Here is an 18391-nt window from a genome sequence, read left to right as displayed (position 1 = left end):
GCTCAGTCCTTTCGGGCGAGCGGGAGTCGTTCGTCGAGGTCGAACTCGTCGCCATGGCTGAGGACGTGCAGCCGCACATCGTGCATGGAGAGCGTACGCTCCGGGCTGGCCTCGGCAATGTTCGAGCGGGTCACGCCCGAGCCGTCGACGATGTACACCGCGCCGGCCCCCACGACGCGGAAGCAGCAGCCCTCCAGCACGATGGCGGTGTCCTCGTCGATGCCGATGCCCAGCACGCGCGGGTTCTGCGCCACTGCGCCCAGCAGGCGGCCGATGCGCCCGCGCTCGGCGAAATGCTGGTCGATGATCACGTCGCGTACCAGCCCCAGCCCCGGTGCCATGTGCAGGTCGCCGATCCGGTGCGATTCCGAACTGGTGCCCTTCACCAGCATCGTCTCGCTCATCACCGAGGCGCCCGCCGACGTTCCCGCCACCACGCCGCCGCGGTGATGGATGTCGCGGACCATCCGCTCCACCGGGGTGTCGCCGATCTGGCTGGAGATGCGCAGCTGGTCGCCGCCCGTGAAGAAGATGCCGGCGGCGCCTTCGAACACCGACTGCGTTTCCTGCTCCAACGTGTCGCCGCGTTCATGGACGTAGAGTTCGACCAGATTCTCGACGCCCAACGGCCCGAACGCCTTCTGATACGCCTCGAAATAGCCCTCCGGCTTGTGGCTGGCGACGGTGGCGATGACGAGCTTGCCGCCCTTCACCCGCGCGGCCACCTCCTTGAGGATGGTCTTGTCGCCTTCCTTGTCTTCGTGACCGCCGATGATGATGAGCGGTCCGCCACGATCAGCCATGCAGGATGTCCTTCAATTCGTCGCGGTGAACGCCCGCGCGCGGGGCAGTGAGCTCACTGGAATGCAGTGCCAGCGCGAAGTGATCGCTGTTGTGCGCAATGCCGAAGGCGCCTGATCGCTCCACCACGATCGCGCCTGCCTCGCCGCCGACCCGGCCCAGCCGTGCAATGGCGTGCGCGGCCGCCTCACCGGCGTTGCCGCCCTCTTCCAGCGCATGCATCACCTGCGCGGCAAGCATCGTCCGCAGGATCGCCTCGCCGTCGCCGGAGAAGGCACAGCCGCCCAGCGTATCGTCGGCATAGAGGCCGGCGCCAGGCACGGGAGAGTCGCCGATCCGGCCGGGATGCTTGCCGGGCAGCCCGCCGGTGGAGGTCGCGGCAGCGATCGCGCCGGTGGTATCGATGGCCACGCAGCCCACGGTGTCGTGCGCCTTGCTGTTCTCGGAGGCGAGCGCTTGCGGCGAAAGCATCGTCTCGGGCTCGACCAGATCGATGCCGTTCTCCGCCGCGAACCGTTCCGCACCCTCGCCGGCGAGCAGCACCGGGCGCGCGGACAACATCGCCCGGGCGACGCGCACGGGATTGCGGACGCGCCGCACCCCCGCCACCCCGCCCAACGCAAGCTCGGTGCCTTCCATCAGCGCGGCATCCATCTCGACAGTGCCGTCGCGCGTCAGGACGGAGCCGAAGCCGGCGTTGAAGACCGGATCGTCTTCCAGCACCCGCACTGCCGCCTCGGCCGCGAGCACCGCGCTGCCGCCGGCGCGCAGCACCGCCGCCCCCGCCTCGGCGGCAGCGGCGCAGCCCGCGCGGTTGCGATCGTGGAGTGCCGGATCGATCGTCTTGGCGCCACCGTGCACGATGATCGCCCAACGCGTGGCTTCAGGCATCCAGCTGCTCCCGTGCGGTGGCTTCGGCACCGGGGCGGAAGGCGAGGATGCGGTCCCACACCGCCTGGATCGCGCTGGGCATGATCACCAGCAGGTCGCCCGCGCGGCCGAGCTGCAGCACCGTGTCGACCGCCTCCATCTCGTCGACGATGCGGTGTACCTGGTCGGGGCGCATCCCGGCCTGCATCGCACCTTCGGACATCAGCCCATTGGTCTCGCCGCGCGGCCGCCCCCGCCCATCAGGCGCTTCGCGGAAGACGATTTCGTCGAAGATCGCGCCGGCGAGCTGACCCATCTCGACGATGTCGCAGTCGCGCCGGTCGCCGGGAATGCTGACCATGCCGATCACGCGGTTGTAGCGCGCGCGCATGCGATCGATCACCTGGCCCAGCGCCTGCAGTCCGGCGGGGTTGTGGGCATAATCGAGGATGCAGCGCATGCCGTGCGCGTCATGGATGTTGAGCCGACCTGGCGAATCCTCGAACGATACGCTGAAGGCGTGGAGCCCCTCGCGGATCGCATCGAGCGGCACGCGTTGCGCGACGCACATCGCAACCGCGGCCAGCGCGTTCGCGATGTTGAATTCGGCGATCCCGCCCAGCGTCGCGGGAATGTCTGCGGCCGGCATCAGTTCGATCCGCTCGCCGGCCTGGTGGATCACGATGCATCCGCCATAGCTGCCAGGCTCGCGCACCACGGCCATGCCGCCCTCGGCGATATGGCGACGGAGGTGATCGGACAGGTCGGTGCCGCCGGCCAGCGAGAACCACACGATGGTGCCCCGCGCATGGCGGGCGATGCGGTGGCACATCGGATCGTCGGCGTTGAGCACCGAATGGCCCCGCCGCGCCACGCTCTCCACCACCACGCCCTTCACCTGCGCCAGTTCTTCGACGGTATCAATGCCCTTGAGGCCGAGATGATCGGCCGTGACGTTGAGCACCGCCCCGACATCGGCGCTGTCATAGCCGAGCCCTTCGCGCAAGATTCCGCCGCGCGCTGTCTCCAGCACTGCGACATCGGCTGCGGGATTGCGCAACACCGTGCGCGCGCTCTTCGGTCCGCTGGCGTCGGCCTCTACCATGAGGTGGCCGTTGAAATAGATGCCGCTGGTCGAGGTCATGCCGACATTCTTGCCGGCGTGGCACAGGATGCGGGATACCATGCGCGCGGTCGTCGACTTGCCGTTGGTGCCGGTAATCGCAAAGATCGGAATCCGGCTGCGGCTGCCGCGCGGGAACAGCATGTCGATCACCGGCGTGGCGACGTCGCGGGGGGTGCCGCTGGAGGGCTCCAGATGCATGCGGAAGCCGGGCGCGGCGTTGACCTCGACGATCCCGCCGCCGGTCTCCCGCACCGGGCGGCGGATATCGGGCGAGAGGAAGTCGATCCCGCACACGTCGAGCCCGACCACCGCCGCCGCCTGCTCCGCGACTGCCTTGTTGGCAGGGTGGATCACGTCGGTACGGTCTACCGCCGTGCCGCCGGTGGAGAGATTGGCAGTATCGCGCAGGACCACCACCTCGCCCGCCATCGGGATCGTCGCGGGCGTGCGATCGGATTTTTCCAGCAGCGCGCGCATCGCGTCGTCGATGACGATACGGGTCAGCACGTTCTCATGGCCGGTGCCGCGGCGTGGATCCTGGTTCAGATCGTCGATCAGCTGTGCGATCGAATGGAAGCCGTCGCCGACCACCTGGGCGGGCACGCGCTCGGCGACGGCGACCAGCTTGCCGTTCACAACCAGGATGCGATGGTCGTTGCCCGGCACCTGCTGCTCCACGATCACGCGGCGGCCATGCTGCACGGCGAGATCGAAGGCGGTGCGCAGCGCGTCCTCATCGGCGATGCCGGTGGTGACGCCGCGGCCGTGATTGCCGTCGAGCGGCTTCACCACCACCGGCCAGCGCAGGCGCCTGGCTTCGGCAAGCGCCTCCTCGACCCGCCGGACCACGACACCGCGCGGCACCGGCAGTCCCGCCTCGGCGAGCAACTGCTTGGTCATCGCCTTGTTGCCGGCGATGTCGACTGCGATCTGCGCGGTATCGCCGGTGATGCTCGCGCGGATGCGCTTCTGGCGGCTGCCCTGGCCGAACTGGATCAGGCTCTGCTCGTTGAGGCGGGTGACGGGAATGCCCCGCCGCTCCGCCGCCTCCACCAGCGCGCGAGTGGTGGGGCCGAGGGCGCCCGCCTTCAGCATCGCCTGCAGCGATGCGACGATCGCGCGCACGTCCTGCGGCGCGTCGAGCGGGGCCGTGCCGAGCAGTTGCAGCCCTTCCACCTTCCGCATCGGCTCCGGCAGCAGATCGGCGACCAGCCGGATCGCAGCCAGGCCTGCCGCGAGCGCCAGCGTCTCGTCGCGATAGGTGTAGAGGATGTTGTATACGCCCGGCCGGTCCTTCACCGATCGAGTCTTGCCGCGGGTGACGCGCGAGCCGGCAAGCGTCTGCAGCTCCAGCGCGACATGCTCGATGATATGGCCCATCCAGGTGCCTTCGCGCAGCCGTTCCACGAACCCGCCGGGCCGCTGATAGCTGCAGCCATGCACGCCGAGGCCGGGGAGCAGGGCGAGCAGCCCATCGGTGAAGCCCGGGAGCTTGTCGCTCGGCCATTGCTCCAGGTCGCGCAGATCGACCTGGATGCGGATCATCGGGCGCGTGCTGTAGAGATGAGGTCCGCGATAGACGCTCCGCTCGAGCACCCGCATTCCGTTCGCCGACGCCGGGCGGACGAAATCGGCCGGCTGCACCAACGCTGTCATAGTTGACCTCTAGTAGCGGCGCCGAGAACCGGTGCCTGAGCCGCAAAAACGGCCCAGACGCCCGCCGCGTTCCGCCTTTGATGCGGATCAACTATATGGCATCAAGCTGCCTTATCTTCCTGTTTTGAAAAGGCCGTTCACCCCACCAGGCGCGGCGCCAGAATGCGCATCAGCGCCTCGCAGCCGGCGGCGTCGCCCGCATCGAACCGGGCCGGAATCGGGCTGTCGAGATCGAGCACGCCCAGCAGCTCTCCCTGATGCACGATCGGCACGACCAGTTCCGAGCGGCTTGCCGCGTCGCAGGCGATATGGCCCGGAAAGGCGTGGACGTCTTCCACCAGCTGCGTCTCGCGAGTGGCGGCGGCCGCGCCGCATACGCCCTTGCCGAAGGGAATGCGAATGCACGCCGCCTTGCCCTGGAAGGGGCCGAGTACCAGCTCGTCGGCGATGTTGCGGTAGAAGCCCGCCCAGTTGAGATCGGGGAGATACTGGCCGATCAGCGCCGAGACGTTCGCCATGTTGGCGATCGGATCCGGCTCGTCCGCGGTCAGCGAATCGAGTGCTGCGGCAAGGTCGCGATAGAGCTCGGCCTTGGAATCTGCGGTGATGTCGAAGCTGTACATGGGGGTGATGTAGGGGATCGCGCGGCGGGGCGCGAGGGGTCAGTCGAGCGAGACCTTGCCCCGTCCGGCCTTGACCGCCGATCGGCCCTTCTTCGCATCCACCCGGCGTGCCTTGGCCGCCTTGCTCGGCTTAGTCTTGACGCGCTTCGCCTGGCGCTCGTGGGCCTTGTCGATCAGGTCGGACAGGCGCTGCCGGGCATCGGTGCGATTGGCGTCCTGGGTGCGATATTGCCGGGCGGTGATCAGCAGCTCGCCGGCCGAGGTCATCCGCGTGCCGGCCAGCTCCTTCAGCCGTTCATAGGCATAAGGAGACAGGCCAAGCCGGAACACGTCCACCCGCAGCTGCACCGCGGTTGCCACCTTGTTGACGTTCTGCCCGCCCGGCCCCGTGGCGGCGAGGAACTTCTCCTCGACGATCGCCGCTTCGGGAATCTCAGCCATTTGTCGGGCGGCCGAAGCCGATATGGTGGAAGCGTGCGGGCAAAGGCGCGTCGCCATGCACGTCGGGCTTGCCCGGGCGCGGTACGGTGATCGACTGGGCGTGGAGCATCAGCGCCGGGCCGCCGCTGCCATAGACGGGATCGCCGACGATCGGGATGCCGATGCCTTCCAGCGCATGAACGCGGATCTGGTGGGTGCGCCCGGTCTCGGGATAGAAGGCGACGAGCGCGCGGCCGTCGTGCACTTCCATCCGCTTCCAGCGAGTGCGCGCGGACTTGCCCTTGGGATCATGGGTCATCCGCCAGCCCTCTTCGATGCTCGAGACCTTGCCGAGCGGCAGGTCGATTTCCCCACTTTCCTGCTCGGGCACGCCTTCCAGGATCGCGACATAGCGCTTGGTCACCTGGCCGGCCTCGAATGCCTGGCCAAAGCGCTTCATCGCCTTGGGGTTGCGCGCGAGCAGCAGGCAGCCGCTGGTGTCGCGGTCGAGCCGGTGGACGGGAACAGGCGGGCGCTGGAAGCCGAAGGTCAGCTGGTCGAGCAGATCCTCCAGGCTCTCGCTGCGGTCGCGCGGGCGATCGACGGGGAGGCCCGCCGGCTTGTCGATGATCAGCGCTTCGCCGTCGATGAAGAGTACCCGGTCCTTGAACATGGCCGGGATATAGCGCGCCGCGCGAAATGCGCGAGCCCGGATGCAAAAACGGCCGGAGCAGGGGGGCAGGCTCCGGCCGTTCTGGCAGACCGCGCGTCACGCAAAGGCGCGGTCCGGGGGGAAGTTACGCCTTCAGCTTGGCCGCGGTCTCGGCGACTCGGCGACCCTGGTAGCGGGCGCCTTCCAGCTCGACGGCGCTCGGCAGGCGGCTGCCGTCGCCATCCGCGATCGTGGTTGCGCCATAGGGCGAGCCGCCCTTCACTTCGTCCACGCCCATCTGGCCCTGGAAGCCATAGTCCAGGCCGACGATGGTCATGCCGAAGTGCAGCAGGTTGGTGAGGATCGAGAACAACGTGGTTTCCTGGCCGCCATGCTGCGAGGCGGTGGAGGTGAACGCCGCACCGACCTTGCCGTTCAGCTGGCCCTGGAACCACACGCCGCCGGCCTTGTCCCAGAAGGCGGCCATCTGGCTTGCCATGCGGCCGAAGCGAGTCGGCGCGCCGACGATGATGCCGTCATACTGGGCGAGCTGGTTCGGATCGTCGAACAGCGCGTGGCTGTCGTCGACGCGGAATCCGGCCGCCTGCGCCACTTCGGCGGGTGCGGTTTCGGCGACGCGCCGCACATCGACTTCCGCGCCGGCGCTGCGCGCGCCCTCGGCAACGGCATCGGCCATCTTCGCGAGGTGGCCGTAGGACGAGTAATAGAGAACGAGAATCTTGGTCATGGCAAAAGCTCCCAGTGCGGGTGGAAAGGACGAGGCACGAATCCCCGCCTTATTCGGAATCGACGAGAACGATCTCTGCGTCTTGAACGGCAGTGATGGTGACGGTCCGGCCGCCCGAAAGCGCCGCGCCGTCGCGGGCGTTTACCGCCTCACCGTCGACGGTGATCGCGCCTGCGGCGGGCACCAGATAGGCGTGGCGGCCTTCGCCCACCGAATGCGTCACGCTCTCGCCCGCCTTCAGGGTCGCGCCCAGCACGCGCGCGTCGGCACGGATCGGCAGCGCGTCCTTGTCCCCGGGGAAGCCCGAGGCGAGGGTGACGAAGCGGCCGGAGCGATCGCCCTTCGGGAAAGGCTTGGCACCCCAGCTCGGCTGCCCGCCGGCCTCGCGCGGCAGGATCCAGATCTGGAAGATTCGAGTCGTTTCCGGCTCGAGATTATATTCCGCATGGCGCACGCCGGTGCCGGCGCTCATAACCTGCACGTCGCCCGCCTCGGTGCGGCCCTTGTTGCCCATCGAATCCTGGTGGGTGATCGCACCCTGGCGAACATAGGTGATGATTTCCATGTTCTGGTGCGGATGCGGTGGAAAGCCTGAATTCGGCGCGATCTCGTCGTCGTTCCAAACCCGAAGCGCGCCCCAGCCCATCCGTGCCGGATCGTAATAGTCGGCGAAGCTGAAGTGATGCTTGGCCTTGAGCCAACCGTGATCGGCACCGCCCAGGCTTTCGAAACTGCGTTTGTCGACCATTGCTGATCTCCTTGTGGGTTGCCGCCAAGATAGGGATCGGCATCAGCGCGTAAACGGAAACGTTGGAAACTGATCGTTTCGTGATCAGCGTGGAGCAAGAGGGAGGCGGGGATGAAGCTACCGGATTTCGAAGCCTGGGCGGTGTTCGCCAGCGTGGTGGAGCATCGCTCGTTCAGCGGTGCTGCGGTTGCGCTGGGCGTTTCCAAGGCAACGGTTTCCAAGGCGATCACGCGGCTGGAGGAACGGCTGGGCACTTCGCTGTTCCACCGCACCTCGCGCCGGCTCACCCTTACCGACAGCGGCCAGCAGCTCGCTGAACATGCCCAGCGCATTCTGGACGAAGGCCAATCTGCGGAGGAAGCGGCATTCGAGTCGGCCAGTGCGCCTTCGGGGCTGGTGCGGCTGGCGGCGCCGCTCACCTTCGGCGTGCGCCATCTGGCGCCGCTGCTCGCGGAGTTCATGGCGGCGAACCCCCAGATCACGGTGGAGCTCACGCTGTCGGATGCGCGTGTCGACATCGTCGCCGAAGGGATCGACGTGGCGCTTCGCATTGCCGAATTGCCCGACAGTTCGCTGCGCGCGCGACGCCTTGGTCCGGTGGCGATCCATGTCGTTGGCGCCCCGTCCTATTTCGATCGGGCCGGGCGCCCGCTGCACCCGGCCGATCTCGCGCGGCATGCATGCTTCGTATACACCAACATGGCGATGCCGGGCACGTGGCGCTTTCGCAAGGCGGGCGGGGAGGAGGCGGCGGTGCGCGTCGACGGGCCGCTGCGCACCGACAATGGCGAGGCGATGTTGCCCATGCTGCTGGCGGGGCAGGGCATCGCCTGCCTGCCCAGCTTCCTCGTCGATGCCGACCTGGCTGCCGGCCGGCTGGAAGCGGTGCTGGCCGACTGGGTCGCGGGTTCGGTGGGGCTGCACCTCGTCACCCCGCCCGGATCGCGCCGCCCGGTACGGGTGGAGGCGCTGATCGACTTTCTGACGGAGCGCTTGCGCAGCATCTGCGTTCGGGAGGCGTGAGGCGCCTTGTTCCTGATGATGCCGATGCGCGGTTCATCCGCCGCGTCCTGATCCTGCTGACCGTGGGGGCGGTGGTGGTCGCGCTCGTGCGCGCCGCCGATCTGCTGATCCTTACCTTCGGCGCGGTGCTGGGTGCGGTGGTGATCCGCGCGATTGCTGATCGCTATGCCCAGCTGGGCGTGCCCAGGCGATGGTCGGTGGTCGCCTCGATGCTCAGCGTGCTGGCGTCGATCGGCCTTCTCGTCTGGCTGTTCGCAGTGCAGTTCGGGCCGCAGGTGGAGGCGCTGGTGCGCTCCATTCCCCAGCTGGTCGTCCGCCTCAGAGAATGGGCCCAGGGAAGCCCCGTCGCTGCCAAGCTGTACGACGCGGCCGAGGCGGCGTTCGCCGGATCGCGCGTGGCTCGGGACGCGAGCGGGTTTGCGCTGGGATCGTTCGAGCTGTTCCTCAACGCCTTGCTGCTGCTGGTCGGCGCGCTGTTCATGGCGGCGGACCCCGGCGTCTATCTGCGCGGGTTGCTGCTGCTGGTGCCTCGGGGCGATACCCGCGACGCCGTCGCCGATGCGCTCGCGGATGTGGGTACCACGCTGCGGCTGTGGCTGCGCACCCAGCTGATCCTGATGACCAGCATGGGCCTGCTGGTCGGTGTTGGATTGTGGATCGCCGGCGTGCCGTCGCCGGCCGCGCTGGGGCTGCTGGCGGGCTTGAGCGAGTTCATCCCCTATGTCGGTCCGACCGCGGCGATGCTGCCGGCGCTCGGCCTCGCCGCCACCGGCGGATCGGGCGCGCTGATCGGCTGTCTGCTGGTGTTCGCGGGCGTGCGAATCGTCCAGACCAACTTCCTGACCCCCTTCGTGCAGAGCCGGGTGATTTCGATCCCGCCGGCCGTCACGCTGTTCGCGATCATCGGCATCGGCTTCGTCTTCGGGCTGTTCGGGCTGTTCTTCTCGGCTGCGCTGCTGGTGGTGATTTTCACGCTGGTGCGCAGCCTGTATCTGCGGGAGGTTCTGGGCGAGGATATTGAGGTAAGGCCCCAGGATTCCCCGGATAAGGCCGAACCCGATGCGTAGATTCCACAGGGCTTGCGGAACCGCCCGACTTACGAGAAATTAACCTTTCGGCTTCATTGACGCTTAGGTTAATGAAGCGTCCAGCGCGTCGAGCATCGGGGCTCCGTCGTGTGGTGTGGACAGGGGAACCGGCAATGCGCGTGCTGCTGATCGAAGACGAACCTAGCACAGCCAAGGCGATCGAACTGATTCTCTCGGGCGAAGGTTTCAACGTCTACACGACCGACCTGGGCGAGGAGGGTTTGGACCTCGCCAAGCTGTATGATTACGACATCATCCTGCTCGACCTGAACCTGCCGGACATGCACGGCTATGACGTGCTGAAGAAGGTGCGCACCGCGCGGGTGCAGACCCCGGTGCTGATCCTCTCCGGCATCAACGAAATGGATTCGAAGGTGCGCTCGTTCGGCTTCGGCGCCGATGATTACGTCACCAAGCCGTTCCATCGCGAAGAGCTGGTCGCCCGCATCCACGCCGTCGTGCGCCGCTCGAAGGGCCATTCGCAGTCGGTCATCCGCACCGGCAAGCTGGCGGTGAACCTGGACGCCAAGACCGTCGAGGTGGACGGCGCCCGCGTGCACCTGACCGGCAAGGAATATGCGATGCTGGAGCTGCTTTCGCTCCGCAAGGGCACGACGCTGACCAAGGAGATGTTCCTGAACCATCTCTATGGCGGCATGGACGAGCCCGAACTCAAGATCATCGACGTGTTCATCTGCAAGCTGCGCAAGAAGCTGAGCATGGCGTGCGAAGGTGACAATTACATCGAGACCGTCTGGGGCCGCGGCTATGTGCTGCGCGAGCCGGACGAGGCAGGCCAGGTGGACACCCAGGTCGCCTGATTTCCGGAGATCACGCAGGGGCAGGGCCGCCGTCACCACCGGGTGACGGCGGCCTTTTCGTTTCCACGCTGGCGGGGCGCCAACGGATCGGTCACGCTGACCGGATGAGCGAACCCAGCGACCACTGCGCGGCGCCGAAAGGCTTCAGCATTTCCGCGCGCCTGAAGAGCTTTCGCTACGCGATCCGGGGACTGCGCGTGCTGGTACGCGAGGAGCATAACGCGCGGGTGCATCTGGCCGCTTCGCTTTGTGCGGTCGCAGCCGGTGCCGCCTTGCAGCTGCCGCTCTCGGACTGGCGCTGGCTGGTCCTCGCCATTGCGCTGGTCTGGCTGGCCGAGGCGTTCAACACCGCCATCGAGGATCTTTGCGACCGGATCTGCCCGGATTTCGATCCGGCGATCGGCCGCATCAAGGATCTAGCAGCGGGCGGCGTATTGATCGCGTCGCTTGCGGCTGCGGCGATCGGACTGCTGACGCTGGTGCCGCCCCTGCTCCGGATACTGCCCTTCTAAGCCCCTCCCCTTCAGGGGAGGGGTTGGGGGTGGGGCCTGAACCGGAAGCGAGCCCGCCGCTCGTCGGTCATACCCCACCCCAACCTCTCCCCTGAAGGGGAGGGGCTTAGAAGGCTTTATCCGCGTCGTGCCGCTGCATGGTGTTCGGCGCGGGCGAGCAGTGCCAGCAAGTCCTCGCGGCTGACGTCGAAGGCCTCGCCGGCCTCTTCCAGCGCGGCGTCCACATCCTCCGGCAGCAGGCCCGGCGCGGGCGGGGCGGGCTGCACCCGGTGGGGGTAGCTGTGCCCGGTGAAGCGGTGGACCAGCAGCCCGCACAGCGTGAGCAGCACGGCGTTCACTGCGATCGGCAGCAGTACGAATTCCAGTCCCTGCGCCAGCACCGCAGGCGCCAGCACGGGCAGCAGCACCGTACCCCCGCCCGGCGGGTGCAGGCTGCGGGTAAGCGACATGATCAGGATCGCCAGCCCTACCGCCACGCCTGCTGCCAGCGCGCCGTGCCCCAGCCAGTGCGCCACGGCCAGTCCCACCAGCGCCGAAATCCCATTCCCGCCGATCACGCGCCACGGCTGCGCCAGTGGGCTCGACGGCACGGCGAACACCAGCACTGCCGAGGCACCGATGGGCGCGGCCAGCAGGATCGCCGTCGTACGGTCGAACCCAGCCAGGGCCGACACCCAGGCCGTTATCCCGATCCCGATCGCGCCGCCCAGCGCCGCGCCGATCCGGTCGCGCCACTGCGCGCCGGCCATCACCAGCTTGAACATGCGACTAGGGCTTCGCGCCCCAGGCCCGGCGCCCGCCGACCCAAGTCTCCACCACCTTGGTGCCGCGCAGCTCGGTAGGCGAGGCGGTCAGCGGGTCGCGATCTAGGATCAGGAAGTCGGCCCACAGGCCGGGTGCCAGCCGACCGATCTTGTCGTCGGCGAAGCCCGCATAGGCGGCGCCGATGGTGAAGCCCGCCCAGCCTTCCTCGCGGGTCAGCTTCTCCTCGGGGCGCCAGCCGCCCGGCGGATTGCCGGCCGCGTCCTGCCGGGTGAAGCTTGCCGCCCAGCCGGCCCAGGGATCGGGGCTCTCGACCGGATAGTCGGAGCCGAAGGCGATCCGCGTCCCGTCGCGCAGCATCGTCCGCCAGGCATAGGCACCGGCCAGCCGATCCGGTCCCAGCCGCGCTTCGGCCATGATCCTGTCGCTGGTCTGGTGGACCGGCTGCATCGAGGCGATCGCGCCCAGCTTGGCAAAGCGCGGCAGGTCCTTCGGATCGATGATCTGGGCGTGCTCGATCCGCCAGCGGCGATCGCCCTTGTAGGTTTCGGACAGGATCTCGATCGCGTCGAGCACTTGGCTGTTGGCGCGATCGCCAATCGCGTGAACGGCGAGCTGGAAATTGTCCATCGCCCCGCGCGCCATCAGGTTGAGCAGCTGGTCGTCGGTGAGGAAGCCCAGTCCCTTGTTGCCCGGCGCATCGCTGTAGTCGGCCTTGAGCCATGCGCCGCGCGAGCCCAGCGCGCCATCGGCATAGAGCTTGATGCCGCCCATCCGCAGCCGGTCGCCGTACAGCCACGGCGTCGGACCGGCGCCCGCCACGCGCAGCGCGGTGTCGACGCCGTGGGCATAGCTCAGGATGCGCAGGTGGAGCTGGCCGATATCGGCCATGCCGCGCATCGTTTCCCAATCGTCCACCGTGGTGCCCATGTCGGCGGTGGCGGTGATGCCGAGCGACAGCAGCTTCTGCTGTGCGGCAAGGAAGGCGGCGTTGCGTTCGCGCGGGGTGGGTTGCGGCACGACCTTGGCGACCAGCTCGGTCGCGGCATCGACCAGCACGCCGGTGGGGCGACCGCTCGCGTCACGCTCGATGCGGCCGCCGGCGGGGTCCCTGGTGGTCGCGGTAATGCCGGCCAGCTCGAGCGCCTTGCTGTTCGCCCAGCCGGCATGGCCGTCGACCCGCTCCAGCCAGACCGGACGGTCGCTCACCGCGCGATCGAGATCGGCGGCGGTGGGGAAGCGGCCGAGCTTCCAGGCTTCCTGGTTCCAGCCGCGGCCGAGCACCCATTTCGCGCGGCTCTTGGCCGTATAGTCGCCGATCCGGGCCAGCGCCTCGTCGAGGCTGGTGGTGGCGGAAAGATCGAGCTGGAGCTGCTGAAAGCCTAGGCCCATGAAATGGCCATGCGCGTCGATCATCCCCGGCACGATCGTCGCGCCCTTCAGGTCGAGCCGCCAGACCAGCTTTTTGGGCCGCTTCTGCCCCTTGGCATAGACTGCGACGACCTTGCCATAAGGGTCGATCTGCAGCGCCTCGAACCGCACCACGGCGCCTTTGGCGTCGAGCGTGATTCCATTGACATTGTCAACGATTCCATCGGCCTGGGCAGCGGGCGCGAGCAGCAGGGCGGTGGCGGCGGCAAGCCGCTTGAGGCGCGTGAACATGGACGAGGGCATAGGGCCTGTTCCCCTGCCGCGCCAGATGGTCTAGGCGAACGGGATCATGGCTACCAAAGCAGCAAACGCGCCCGCCTCGCTCCCCGTGTCCATCGCCGATGTTCGTGCGGCGGCGGAGCGAATTTCGGGCGCGGTGGTGCGTACGCCCACGCTGCACAGCCGGACGCTCTCGCAGCTGACCGGCGCGAACGTGTATCTGAAGTTCGAGAACCTGCAGTTCACCGCCGCCTACAAGGAACGCGGCGCGCTCAACACGCTGCTCCAGCTGGATGCCGAGGCCCGTGCCAAGGGCGTCATCGCCGCCTCGGCCGGCAACCATGCACAGGGCCTTGCCTATCACGCCACCCGGCTGGGCATCCCCAGCACGATCGTGATGCCCAAGAACACGCCGATCGTGAAGGTGACGCAGACCGAAGGGCACGGCGCCAACGTGGTGCTGCACGGTGAGACGTTCGACGCCGCCTACCAGCATTCGCGCGAGCTGGAGGCGGAGCGCGGCTTCACCTTCATCCACCCGTTCGACGATCCCCGCGTGATCGCCGGCCAGGGCACCGCGACGCTGGAACTGCTGGAAGACGTGCCCGGCATCGACACGCTCGTCGTGCCCATCGGCGGCGGCGGGCTCATCTCGGGCGCGGCAGTCGTCGCCAAGGCGCAGGATCGGCCGATCGAGGTGCTGGGCGTGCAGGCCGAGCTCTACCCATCGATGTACAACCGCGTGCACCACACCGAGATGCCGTGCGCGGGCGACACGCTCGCCGAGGGTATTGCGGTGAAGTACCCGGGCAACATGACGGCAAAGATCGTCGAGGCGCTGGTCGACGACATCGTGCTGGTCGGCGAACGCCGGCTGGAGGAGGCAGTGAGCCTGCTCCTGCAGATCGAGAAGACGGTGGTCGAAGGCGCAGGGGCCGCAGGCCTCGCCGCGCTGCTTTCCGAGCCGGAGCGCTTCAAGGGCAAGACCGTCGGCACCATCCTGTGCGGCGGCAATATCGACACCCGCCTCCTTGCCAACGTGCTGCTGCGCGACCTCGCGCGTTCGGGCCGTCTGGCGCGGCTACGCATCCGGCTGCAGGACCGCCCGGGCGCGCTGTTCCATGTCGCGCGGATCTTCCACGAACAGGGCGTGAATATCATCGAAGTGTATCACCAGCGCGTGTTCACGTCGCTGCCCGCCAAGGGCCTGGTGACCGACATCGAGTGCGAAACGCGCGACCGCAACCATCTCGATCGGCTGATCACCGCGCTGCGCCGGGCGCAGTATGAAGTGAGCATGGTCGAGTCCGCCTGATGCGCACGCTGTTTTCGACCCTCCTCTACCAGCAGCCGCTGGGCGACGACGCCTTGATCGCCGAGCTGGAAGCCTCGTGCCTGCAACTGGCGGAGGACGACACCGCCGGTCGCCGCTGGTGCCGGGAGAACCATTATCGCGGCTATACAAGCTACGCCTCGCTCGACGATCTGCCGATCCGCGACCCGGCCTTCGCGGATCTGAAGCGGCTGCTCGATCGCCACGTCGCCAAGTTTGTCGAGGCCTGCGCCTTCGACCTGGGCGGGCGCAAGCTCAAGCTCGACAGCCTGTGGGTCAACGTGCTCGACGGCAAGGGCGGCCACGGCGCACACATCCATCCGCACAGCGTGGTTTCGGGGACGGTCTATGTCGCGTTGCCGGCGGGGTCGCGCGGCCTGAAGCTCGAGGATCCGCGCCTGGCGATGATGATGGCTGCGCCGACGCGCCGCCCGGATGCGCCGGAATCGCTCCAGCCCTTTATCGAGGTGGTGCCGGAGCCGGGCACGATCCTGTTGTGGGAAAGCTGGCTTCGTCACGAGGTGCCGCCGGGGGCGGGCAAGGAAAAGCGGATCAGCGTCAGCTTCAACTATCGCTGGTAGCGTTCATGCGTTTCCGGTTGAACGGTGAACAGGGAGGAAAGCGATGGGTCTTCAGAACACGGTCGACCGAGTTCTGCTGAAGCTGATACGAAACCAGGACGAGAGCTCTTACCTTCGCAATCGCTTCCAGAAGCTCTACGGCATCGAGATCGGCCAATATAGCTACGGCGCATTCGATCGGTGGCGCATCCAGCCTGGCACCAAGATCGGCCGCTATTGTTCGTTCGCGGCATCGGTACGGGTCATCTCGGCCAACCACCCGCTCCAGGCACTGTCGACCCACCCGATCTTCTATTTGAAAGGCCGCGGGGTGATTGATCGGGACCGCGTTGTCTCCCGGGCGGCGATCATCGAGGACGATGTGTGGATCGGCCACAACGCCATCATCACGCCGGGCTGCACGCATATCGGTCGTGGCGCGGTGATCGGCGCGGGGTCGATCGTGACGCGCGATGTTCCGGCCTATGCAATCGTCGGGGGTAATCCCGCGAAGCTGATCCGCCATCGCTTTTCGCCCGAGGTGATCGACGCCGTGGAGCGCACGCGCTGGTGGGAACTGGATCTCGCGACCCTGAAGCGCGCCTCTGCACTGGCGCCTGACTTCGCGCTGGAGCCGACGGTGGAGAATGCCGCGGCCTTCGAGCGCGCGGTTGCAGCGGTCGCTGCGGGATAGCGATTGTTTGTCGGTTCCCAGCGCCTATGTTGGGGGCCAATGGCTAAGAACAGAACAAGCGCAGGGTTGCCGACACGGCAGCAGATTCTCGATTTCATCGCATCCTCCGACACGCCTGCCGGCAAGCGCGAGATCGCCAAGGCATTCGGGCTGAGTGCGCAGGACAAGATCCTGCTCAAGGCGCTGCTAAAGGACATGAGCGACGAGGGGCTGATCGATGTCGCCCCCGGCCGTGCCTTCCACAAGATGGGCGGGCTGCCCAAGGTGACCGTGCTGCGGATCACCGACGCGGACGGCGACACCACCTGGGCGGTGCCCGAGCGTTGGGAGGCCGAGCATGTGCCCGCCCCCCGGCTGCGCGTACGCGAACTGCGCGGCAAGCGATCGGCGCTGGGAGTAGGGGATCGCATCCTTGCGCGCACCGAAGAGGCCGGCAACGGCTGGATCGCGCATCCGATGAAAACGCTCGCGCGCGGCGAGGAACTGATGCTGGGCGTGCTGCACGAAGAGGGCGGCAAGCTCTGGCTGCAGGGTGTCGAGAAGAAGGAACGGCGCAGCTGGCCGGTTTCCGATGCCGGCGGCGCCGAACCGGGCGACCTGGTGCTGGCCGAAAAGGCCGGCCGCCCGCCGCGGATCAGCGCGCGCGTGGTGGAGCGGCTCGGCGATCCGTTCGCGCCGCGCAGCTTCTCGCTGATCGCGATCCACCGCCACGGCATTCCCAACGTGTTTTCGGAGGAGCTGCTGGAGGAGGCCGAGCGCGTCGCGAAGCAGCCGCTGGGCGACGGGCGCGAGGATCTGCGCCACCTGCCGATCGTCGCGATCGATCCTGCCGATGCCCGCGACCATGACGATGCCGTCTGGGCGACCCCTGATGACGATCCCGCCAATGAAGGCGGCTGGAAGGCGATCGTCGCGATTGCCGACGTCTCCTTCTATGTCCGCCCCGGCTCCGAGCTGGACCGCGAGGCGCGCAAGCGCGGCAACTCGGTCTATTTCCCCGATCGCGTCGTGCCGATGCTGCCCGAGATACTCTCGGCGGACGTCTGCTCGCTCAAGCAGGATGTCGATCGCGCCGCGCTTGCCTGCCATCTGCAGGTAACCAAGAGCGGCGCGCTCAAGAGCTGGCGCTTCACCCGTGCAGTGGTGCGGCTGGCGGCGAACATCGCCTATGAGGACGCCCAGGCGGCGATCGACGGCACGCTGGAGCATCCGCTCACCGAGACCACGCTGCGCCCGCTGTGGGACTGCTGGCACGCGCTCTACGCCGCGCGCGAGAAGCGGGAGCCGCTCGATCTGGACCTGCCGGAGCGTCGCATCGTGCTCGACGAGAAGGGCCGCATCCTCTCGGTCGCGCCGCGCGAGCGGCTCGATGCGCACAAGCTGATCGAGGATTACATGATCGCCGCCAACGTCGCCGCCGCCAAGGCGCTGGAGGCGAAGAAGACGCCGGTGATGTACCGCATCCACGAGCCGCCCGCGCGCGAGAAACTCACGGCGCTCAAGGAATATCTCAAGACGTTCGACATCGAGTTCGCGCTTGGCCAGGTGATCCGACCCGCCACCTTCAACCGCATCCTCGATCGGGTGGGCGAGGAGGATTTCCGTCCGCAGGTGATGGAGCAGGTGCTGCGCACCCAGACCCAGGCCTATTACGGCCCGGAGAATGTCGGCCATTTCGGCCTGGCGCTGGGCTCCTATGCCCATTTCACCTCGCCGATCCGCCGTTATGCCGATCTGGTCGTGCACCGCGCACTGGTCGATGCCTATCGGCTGGGGCCCGGCGGGCTGACCGCCGAGGAAGCGGGCAGCATGGACCGGATCGGCCAGTCGATCAGCCAGCTCGAGCGCCGCGCGATGGAAGCGGAGCGCGAGACGATCGACCGCTATGTCGCTGCCTATCTCGCCGCGCATGTCGGCGAGGTGATGGCGGCGCGGATCACCGGCGTGCAGAATTTCGGCTTCTTCGCGACCGTGGAGGGGATCGGCGGCGACGGGCTGGTCGCCGCGCGTGACCTGGGCAGCGAGTATTTCCACTATGACGAGGCCGGCAAGCGGCTGGTCGGCGAGCATAGCGGCGAGGAATTCACCCTGGGCCAGCGGATCGAGCTGCGGCTGGTCGAGGCGAACCCGGTCTCCGGCGCGCTGCGCTTCGAGTTGCCGGACGGCAAGGGCTCGGCGGGCGGGCCGCAGCGCACCGGTCGCCCGGGAAAGGGAGCGCCCAAGCGGGTGATCCACCGGCGGGGGCGCCCCGGCAATATCCGCCACCAGGGTCGCAAACGCTGAGGCGAGGCGCTGCCGGGCCTG

General features: G+C 67.7%; 18 protein-coding genes. 8 read left to right on the top strand and 10 right to left on the bottom strand.

The annotated features are described in order from the left end of the window. Positions 1-2 precede the first annotated feature (2 nt). From V7E00_RS11555 to V7E00_RS11520, 8 genes are all read right to left on the bottom strand, one after another. Positions 3-803, bottom strand: a complete 801-nt coding sequence (locus tag V7E00_RS11555) for a cyanophycinase (protein ID WP_333572796.1) — start codon at positions 801-803, stop codon at positions 3-5. After that, positions 796-1692 (bottom strand): isoaspartyl peptidase/L-asparaginase, encoded by an 897-nt coding sequence (locus V7E00_RS11550; RefSeq protein WP_333572795.1) that lies wholly within the window; start codon positions 1690-1692, stop codon positions 796-798. The genes V7E00_RS11555 and V7E00_RS11550 overlap by 8 nt, the downstream gene beginning before the upstream one ends. Beyond that, positions 1685-4453, bottom strand: a complete 2769-nt coding sequence (cphA, locus tag V7E00_RS11545) for a cyanophycin synthetase (protein WP_333572794.1) — start codon at positions 4451-4453, stop codon at positions 1685-1687. The genes V7E00_RS11550 and cphA overlap by 8 nt, the downstream gene beginning before the upstream one ends. Before the next feature lie 137 nt (positions 4454-4590). Then, positions 4591-5076, bottom strand: coding sequence for a GAF domain-containing protein (locus tag V7E00_RS11540; protein WP_333572793.1), 486 nt, complete (start codon positions 5074-5076; stop codon positions 4591-4593). Positions 5077-5115: 39 nt separating this feature from the next. After that, on the bottom strand, positions 5116-5517 hold the full coding sequence (gene arfB, locus V7E00_RS11535) for an alternative ribosome rescue aminoacyl-tRNA hydrolase ArfB (protein ID WP_333572792.1): 402 nt from the start codon (positions 5515-5517) through the stop codon (positions 5116-5118). Beyond that, positions 5510-6169, bottom strand: coding sequence for an RluA family pseudouridine synthase (locus V7E00_RS11530; RefSeq protein WP_333572791.1), 660 nt, complete (start codon positions 6167-6169; stop codon positions 5510-5512). Before V7E00_RS11530 ends, arfB begins: the two co-directional genes overlap by 8 nt. Before the next feature lie 124 nt (positions 6170-6293). Further along, positions 6294-6896: an NAD(P)H:quinone oxidoreductase gene (gene wrbA / locus V7E00_RS11525; protein ID WP_333572790.1), complete on the bottom strand. Its 603-nt coding sequence runs from the start codon at positions 6894-6896 to the stop codon at positions 6294-6296. Between the two features lie 49 nt (positions 6897-6945). Continuing rightward, a complete protein-coding gene (locus V7E00_RS11520; RefSeq protein WP_333572789.1) occupies positions 6946-7644 on the bottom strand; it encodes a pirin family protein in 699 nt (232 codons plus the stop codon). 111 nt (positions 7645-7755) lie between these two features. Here V7E00_RS11520 and V7E00_RS11515 point away from each other — a divergent pair, with 111 nt between their 5' ends. From V7E00_RS11515 to V7E00_RS11500, 4 genes are all read left to right on the top strand, one after another. Further along, positions 7756-8667: a LysR family transcriptional regulator gene (locus V7E00_RS11515; RefSeq protein ID WP_333572788.1), complete on the top strand. Its 912-nt coding sequence runs from the start codon at positions 7756-7758 to the stop codon at positions 8665-8667. Continuing rightward, positions 8664-9734, top strand: a complete 1071-nt coding sequence (locus V7E00_RS11510) for an AI-2E family transporter (protein ID WP_333572787.1) — start codon at positions 8664-8666, stop codon at positions 9732-9734. The genes V7E00_RS11515 and V7E00_RS11510 overlap by 4 nt, the downstream gene beginning before the upstream one ends. Positions 9735-9868: 134 nt before the next feature. After that, positions 9869-10576: a response regulator transcription factor CtrA gene (gene ctrA, locus V7E00_RS11505; protein ID WP_333572786.1), complete on the top strand. Its 708-nt coding sequence runs from the start codon at positions 9869-9871 to the stop codon at positions 10574-10576. 104 nt (positions 10577-10680) lie between these two features. After that, positions 10681-11088: a diacylglycerol kinase family protein gene (locus V7E00_RS11500; RefSeq protein WP_333572785.1), complete on the top strand. Its 408-nt coding sequence runs from the start codon at positions 10681-10683 to the stop codon at positions 11086-11088. A 116-nt stretch (positions 11089-11204) separates the two neighbouring features. Here V7E00_RS11500 and V7E00_RS11495 read toward each other — a convergent pair whose 3' ends face one another. Both V7E00_RS11495 and V7E00_RS11490 read right to left on the bottom strand, forming a co-directional pair. Then, on the bottom strand, positions 11205-11852 hold the full coding sequence (locus V7E00_RS11495; protein WP_333572784.1) for an HPP family protein: 648 nt from the start codon (positions 11850-11852) through the stop codon (positions 11205-11207). A gap of 4 nt (positions 11853-11856) precedes the next feature. After that, complete coding sequence (locus V7E00_RS11490; RefSeq protein ID WP_333572783.1) at positions 11857-13512, bottom strand: amidohydrolase; 1656 nt, start codon at positions 13510-13512, stop codon at positions 11857-11859. A 58-nt stretch (positions 13513-13570) separates the two neighbouring features. Here V7E00_RS11490 and V7E00_RS11485 point away from each other — a divergent pair, with 58 nt between their 5' ends. From V7E00_RS11485 to rnr, 4 genes are read left to right on the top strand one after another with little or no spacing between them, the layout of a single operon-like run. Continuing rightward, on the top strand, positions 13571-14815 hold the full coding sequence (locus V7E00_RS11485; protein ID WP_333572782.1) for a threonine ammonia-lyase: 1245 nt from the start codon (positions 13571-13573) through the stop codon (positions 14813-14815). After that, complete coding sequence (locus V7E00_RS11480) at positions 14815-15414, top strand: TIGR02466 family protein (RefSeq protein ID WP_333572781.1); 600 nt, start codon at positions 14815-14817, stop codon at positions 15412-15414. Before V7E00_RS11485 ends, V7E00_RS11480 begins: the two co-directional genes overlap by 1 nt. 43 nt (positions 15415-15457) lie before the next feature. After that, the gene (locus V7E00_RS11475; protein WP_333572780.1) at positions 15458-16087 is read left to right on the top strand and encodes a CatB-related O-acetyltransferase; all 630 of its coding nucleotides are present in this window, start codon (positions 15458-15460) and stop codon (positions 16085-16087) included. Positions 16088-16126: 39 nt separating this feature from the next. Further along, positions 16127-18370: a ribonuclease R gene (gene rnr / locus V7E00_RS11470; protein WP_333572779.1), complete on the top strand. Its 2244-nt coding sequence runs from the start codon at positions 16127-16129 to the stop codon at positions 18368-18370. Positions 18371-18391: the final 21 nt, after the last annotated feature.

This window comes from Sphingomonas sp., assembly GCF_036731925.1.
Lineage (GTDB): Bacteria > Pseudomonadota > Alphaproteobacteria > Sphingomonadales > Sphingomonadaceae > Sphingomonas.
This window is presented reverse-complemented; position numbering and strand designations above follow the sequence as displayed.